The sequence below is a fragment of the Leucobacter sp. GX0328 genome, assembly GCF_053567315.1.
This window is the reverse complement of sequence record NZ_JBSGPC010000006.1, coordinates 1-5643: the sequence shown is the minus strand read 5'-3', so window position 1 is coordinate 5643 and position 5643 is coordinate 1. Positions and strand designations below refer to the sequence as shown.

General features: G+C 61.1%; 6 protein-coding genes and 1 tRNA gene. 2 read left to right on the top strand and 5 right to left on the bottom strand.

Going from position 1 to position 5643, the window contains the following annotated elements; all coding sequences use genetic code 11:
• Positions 1-167: 167 nt before the first annotated feature.
• A complete protein-coding gene (locus ACUYTF_RS13435; protein ID WP_434143939.1) occupies positions 168-1391 on the bottom strand; it encodes an MFS transporter in 1224 nt (407 codons plus the stop codon).
• A gap of 160 nt (positions 1392-1551) precedes the next feature.
• On the opposite strand from ACUYTF_RS13435, the gene ACUYTF_RS13430 reads away from it, so the two are divergent.
• Both ACUYTF_RS13430 and ACUYTF_RS13425 read left to right on the top strand, forming a co-directional pair.
• Positions 1552-2001, top strand: a complete 450-nt coding sequence (locus tag ACUYTF_RS13430; protein ID WP_434143937.1) for a MarR family transcriptional regulator — start codon at positions 1552-1554, stop codon at positions 1999-2001.
• Positions 2002-2251: 250 nt separating this feature from the next.
• Complete coding sequence (locus tag ACUYTF_RS13425) at positions 2252-3049, top strand: hypothetical protein (RefSeq protein ID WP_434143935.1); 798 nt, start codon at positions 2252-2254, stop codon at positions 3047-3049.
• On the opposite strand, the gene ACUYTF_RS13420 is transcribed toward ACUYTF_RS13425, so the two are convergent.
• The 4 genes from ACUYTF_RS13420 to ACUYTF_RS13405 form a co-directional block, all read right to left on the bottom strand.
• Positions 2995-3885 (bottom strand): hypothetical protein, encoded by an 891-nt coding sequence (locus ACUYTF_RS13420; protein ID WP_434143933.1) that lies wholly within the window; start codon positions 3883-3885, stop codon positions 2995-2997. The genes ACUYTF_RS13425 and ACUYTF_RS13420 overlap by 55 nt on opposite strands.
• A 99-nt stretch (positions 3886-3984) precedes the next feature.
• Positions 3985-4058 (bottom strand) — tRNA-Ile (locus ACUYTF_RS13415).
• Between the two features lie 565 nt (positions 4059-4623).
• Positions 4624-4914 (bottom strand): hypothetical protein, encoded by a 291-nt coding sequence (locus ACUYTF_RS13410; protein WP_434143932.1) that lies wholly within the window; start codon positions 4912-4914, stop codon positions 4624-4626.
• A 37-nt stretch (positions 4915-4951) separates the two neighbouring features.
• Positions 4952-5643, bottom strand: a 692-nt coding sequence (locus ACUYTF_RS13405) for an HNH endonuclease signature motif containing protein (RefSeq protein ID WP_449279955.1), incomplete at its 5' end; no start/stop codon positions are given.

Genomic DNA, 5643 nt, shown 5'->3' with positions numbered 1-5643 from the left:
GTCTCAAGCAGGGCACCCGGAGGGCCAGTGGTGTAGCGAGCCACAATCGTCAGGGAACGGCCAACGCCTACCCTGCCAGCCAGTCCCAGACCAGCCAAGAACAAGCCTCACAGTGGTGTACGAATCGAAGTCGGTGTGCAGGTCGCTGGCCCGCTCGGCCGCTGCGTTCAGGCGACGGGTAGAGGCTCAGCTGCAGGGATCGCCGTCGAGCGCTCCCCCTCCATGCTGGCGCTTCGCGCTGCACGGCTCCTGACCTCGGCCACGGCGGCGATCGCCATGACGATGAGGGCGAGGGCCGTGATGCCTGCGCCGATCCAGATCGGCGAGGTATAGCCGAGGCCCGCCGCGACGCCGACGCCGCCGGCCCAGGCGCCGAGCGCATTGCCGACGTTGAACGCGCCGATGTTGGCACCCGAGGCGAGCGTGGGTGCACCGCCCGCGTACTGCATGATGCGGCTCTGCAGGCCCGGAACGGTGCCGAAGCCGAAACCGCCCATGAGTACGAGGATGACGATCACCGCCGGCTGCGATCCGGCGAGCAGACCGAATGCGGCGAGCACGACGACGAGGGCGGCGATGAAGCCGATGAGCGTGCCGTCGATCGAACGGCCGGCGAGGCGCCCGCCCGCCCAGTTGCCGACGACGAGTCCGACGCCGAAGAGCACGAGCAGCCACGGGATCGTCGTCGAGGCGAAGCCCGAGACGCCGGTGAGCGTGTAGGCGATGTAGGTGAATGCGCCGAACATGCCGCCGTAGGCGAGCACGGTCACGATGAGCGAGAGCCAGACCTGGCCCGAACGGAACGCGCGCAGCTCGCTGCGCAGGCTCACCTGCTCCCCCGTCTGCGGCGGGGCCGTGACGAGGGCGGCGATGCCGATGAACGCGAGCACGCCGATGCCCGAGATGACCCAGAAGGTTGCGCGCCAGCCGAACTGCTGACCGAGGAAGGTGCCGAAGGGGACGCCGAAGACGTTCGCCGCGGTGAGTCCGGTGAACATCATCGCGATCGCGCTGGCCTGCTTCTCGGGGGCGACGAGCCCGGCGGCGACGACCGAGCCGATGCCGAAGTAGGCGCCGTGGCTGAGCGCTGCGATCACCCGACCGACCATCGCGAGGTCGTAGCCGGTGGCGAGCGCGGTGAGCGTGTTGCCGATGATGAAGAGAATGATCAGACCGAGCAGCACCGGCTTGCGCGGCAGCTTCGTCGTGACGGCGGTCAGCCCCAGCGCGCCGACGACGACGCCGAGGGCGTAGCCCGAGATCAGCCATCCCGCGGCGGCTTCGCTCACCCCGAAGTCGCCGGCGACCTCGGGCAGCAGGCCCATGATGACGAACTCGGTGAGTCCGATGCCGAATGCGCCGAGCGCGAGGGCGACGAGTCCGAGTGGCACGAGAATCCTGCTTCCCGCCCTGCCGTATGCGGCGGGCTTCTGGTAATCTAATTGCAGACGCGGGATATTGCGTCGATGAACACAATCATTGCACACGCAACTATCAAGCGCAAGCAACTATTTCTCGAGCGTCGTCCGGACGCTTCGAAAGGCGGGAATCATGGGCATCGCAGACGACGCGGTCGAGATCCGCGCTCGCGGGTGGCGGACGCTCGCAGCGCTGCACGGACTGATCGACGCTGAGCTCGAACGCGAACTCGGTCGGGTCGCAGAGCTGTCGGTCGTCGAGTACACCGTGCTCGACGCGCTCAATCGGCAGGATGGCTGGCACATGCGCATGCAGCAGTTGGCCCGCGCGACCGCCCTGAGCCCGAGCGCCACCACGAGATTGGTCACGCGGCTCGAGGATCGCGGGCTACTCACCCGCATTCTGTGCGCCGACGACCGCCGAGGTATTTACACCGAGCTCACTGCCGCTGGCCAGCAGCTCTACGAACTCGCCCGCCCGGTGCACGATGACACGCTCGAGCGGGTGCTCGCCGAGGCGGAGGAGCAGCCCGAGCTCGCGCCGATCGCTCATGCGCTCCAGTCCCCCGCGCTGGTCCGGTAGGCTGGAACGGTTGTGAGGGGCGTTAGCTCAGTCGGTTAGAGCAAAGGACTCATAATCCTTCGGTCGTGTTCTTGGCCCGGTCGCTCTCGGCCTTGTACTTACTGGGATCGCGGCGCATCCGCTGTAACTACACGGATGTAAATCCCCGCGAGATCCCCTCCGATCAATCCTGTCCATGAGCTAGATGGACACATGACATCGGTCGAAATGGGCGAGACACGCACATTTGGCTTCCGTGTAAGTTTTGGTTGTGGACTCAGAAACGAATGGACTTCGCCGACTCGTCGCCAAAGGTATTGAAACAATTGGAATAGGTGCTGGCACATACCTTGGATCTGGCGGTGATCCAGTAGGTACTGCCGTAGCGATGTCCGGGTCTTTGTTTGGTGCAGTCGGAAACGAGATAGCCGCAAGAGTACTGAGCCCTCGTCAGGAGGCCCGTGTAGGAGCATTGATCTTCTACGCAGGCTCAGTAATTAGCGCCAAGAAGGTTCTCGGGGAGTCCATTCGAGAGGACGACTTCTTCGAAGGTGAACACTCGTACGGTTACGAGTTTGCTGAAGGAGTGACACTCGCAGCAATGCAAACATTCGAAGAGAGAAAGCTGCCCTTTCTCGGAAATTTGCTTGCCAATGTGGCATTCATCCCAACAATCGACTCCGCTACGGCTAACTTTGCTCTTCAGACCGCGGAGGGGCTTTCCTGGTTGGAGCTATGCCTAATCGCAATAGTTGATCAGCCTGAGAAGTATCCGCTTCCAAAGTCTGAACCTCAAAAGGCAGCGGACTGGAAGACTCACACCGTGAGAAGTCGCCTCATAAGAATGGCCGATATTGGCGGTGAACTGCTGACATATGGGCGCACCAAAACGGCGAGAGTTGGGTTGCCTCTTATTGATACGAATCTTAGTTCGATCCATTTGACTGGCACCGGAAAACTAGTTGCAGGCTTGATGGAATTGAGTACAATCCCAGCGGCAGAATTGTGCTCGATCTACGATCTTGTATTGCTTGAGAGAGAAGACGGGCCTGAAGAATCAACTGGCTGACTCGCACTAGTTTCTTCAGACGGTATAGATAGCCTTGGGAATGCGACGTTCTTCGGCCGATCTACACGGACGGAGGCGACATGTTGGTCAAGCTCACCAAAGGAATGAAGTTCAAGGCTCGGTTCGCCCAAGGCCCAGGCATACAACTCCATCCCGGAAGCAGTCATTGTTGCAAACATCTCCATATCCCAAGAAATTTGCTCGTTCTCCGACGCTTCTACAGGACCGAAACCCCAGGTGCTGACGAAACCTAGGCGATTCAAACCTCCGAGGACATGGGCGAAGGTCGCCGATGCTTGCTCAGTTCCGCAAGGATCAAGCACATTCAGAACCTCATCCAAGTCGATCGAAATCTCCAACTTATTACGCTCAGATTCCTGACCAACTGCCAAGCCCGAATGTAACGCGGCGGTGGCCCACTCTCGATAGAGGATGAAGTGCATCCTGATCTGAAGCGCACTCATGTCTGAAACTTGAGCCGCCCACGCCACGCCGCGGTCATCAGTTGCCTCATCCATACTTGCGGCAAGCACGCCAGACAAGTATTCCGCCATGACTTCATCTTCAGCATATGAGCCCTCTTCCAATATGCGGTGGGCTACACGCGGATGGGGAGCACCAGCACGTCCGCGAGCCTTTCCTTCCGCTTTTTCTAGCACCTGACCCACGTTGCGGAGGCGGTACTCGGTATACCTTCCAAGTGCATCTCCGATTGCGTCCGCGGACCTTCCCAGAACTCGTTCAAGGAGTCGTCCTGCTGTCTTTGATGGCTCCGAATTGAGGATGCCAGTTACGGCACTAGCTGCAGCAAGGCTCGCCGACACAGGTTCTGTCATATGGCGAATGTACCCCATGTCATTTCGCGAACTGCACAATTGCAAAATTACAGATAAAGCAACCACGAAGGAAAAAGAGAGCGATATCTAAGGAGTCTGTAGGGCGTGCGGGACTTGAACCCGCGACCGATGGATTATGAGTCCAGTGCTCTAACCGACTGAGCTAACGCCCCCTGGCAACTTTTCCATCCTATAGGTACGGCCCCCTCAGCCAGACCGTTTCCGCTCGCTCTTCTGAAGGCCTCGAATCGGGCGAGCTGAGCACTGTATCCGGCTGGATAGAGGTGGGCGTAGATCGCATCGGTAGTCGCGACGTTCGCGTGGCCGAGCCAGCGGCTGACTTCGTGGGGCTAGAAGCCTGCCGCGAGCCAGAGGCTTGCCGCGGTGTGTCGTAGGTCATGGATCCGCATCTTCGGAAGCTTGGCTCTCAGCAGAGCAGGCTTGAAGTGATTGCGGAGAGGTGTCGAGAGTCGATCTCACAGGAGCCAGGAGCTCGCCCTGGCCAGAATAGCGCCTTTGATCGCCCTGATTTTGGATGGGCGAGTAAGTGGTTCTTGATGTCGACGATGAGCTTGCTGTCACGAGGAGGCACTTCACGGGGGGATCGCGCCGACTCGGACGTCAGGTGACCCATCCGTTGCCCTTCATACGCTGCGCTTCTACCTCACAGTCCCTCGGTCCTGGGTTCAAACCCCACACGCCCCGCTGACAAGTGCTCGACATGCCGTCGAGTAGGAATCACCAAGGTTGTCGGAACGCGTACTTTCCGTCGATGAACACGTCGATGTACGTAGCTCCGCCGTCGATGCGCTGCTGAGCGATGAAACGTACTGAGACGATGTGCCGTTCATGCACACCGACTTCGAAGTCGAATACGTTCGGCATGACGTTACCGAGGTTGCCGCCGCTGTCGACGACCATCGCGTCGTTTACGCGAATGGTGATGCGGTTGCGCAAGCCAGCAACGTCTACGCTGACGGCATGAAGCTCCTGCACTCCGACGGTGAAGGTGAAACTCGCTCGCGACATGGGTCAACCCAATCACATCGAAAGCGAGAGTGTCGAGTTAGAAGGGTGGTGGTTCGCCGGTCTCGACGAACCTGACCCGGCCCTCCGGCACCGTCCGGGTCTTCCGGTCGGTCGGCGAGGTCCATTCGTAGGTCGCGTCCGGCAGTTGGACCACCTGCCAGCCGCCGTGATGCTTCACGAGATGATGATTACGGCACAGGTATCCGAGGTTCGTCATCGCGGTCTCGCCGCCGTCTTGCACGGCGATCGTGTGGTCGATATCGCAGCGGAACCCCGGCATCCTGCAGCCCGGCCACCGGCAATGCGCGTCTCGGACCTGGAGCTTGCGCTTCTGATCCGCCGACGGCACCCGCGATGCGACCTCACGGATGTCGCCGGTACCGGGATTCACGGTGATCTCCGTCCATGAGGTCGCGGCTCCCGCGATGCGGCGGGCCATGTCGGCCGGGATGGGGCCGCAGCCCTCGAGCTCGGGCTGGAGCGTGGACTGCAGTCGCGCCCCGGGGCCCGAGGATGCTTCAGCATCGGGGTCGCGTGCCATGTCGGTGTCGAGGCCGGGGCCGAGGTCGGGTTCGAGGTCGGGTTCGAGGCCGGTGTCGAGGTCGTCCGCGTGAACGATCACCTGCACGATGCCCTGCACATTCCCCGCAGCCGCCGACTCCGCGGCCACTGCCGCATCCGCGACCGTCTGGGCGCCGTCTTCAGTGGTGAAGTCGATACCGAGGAAAT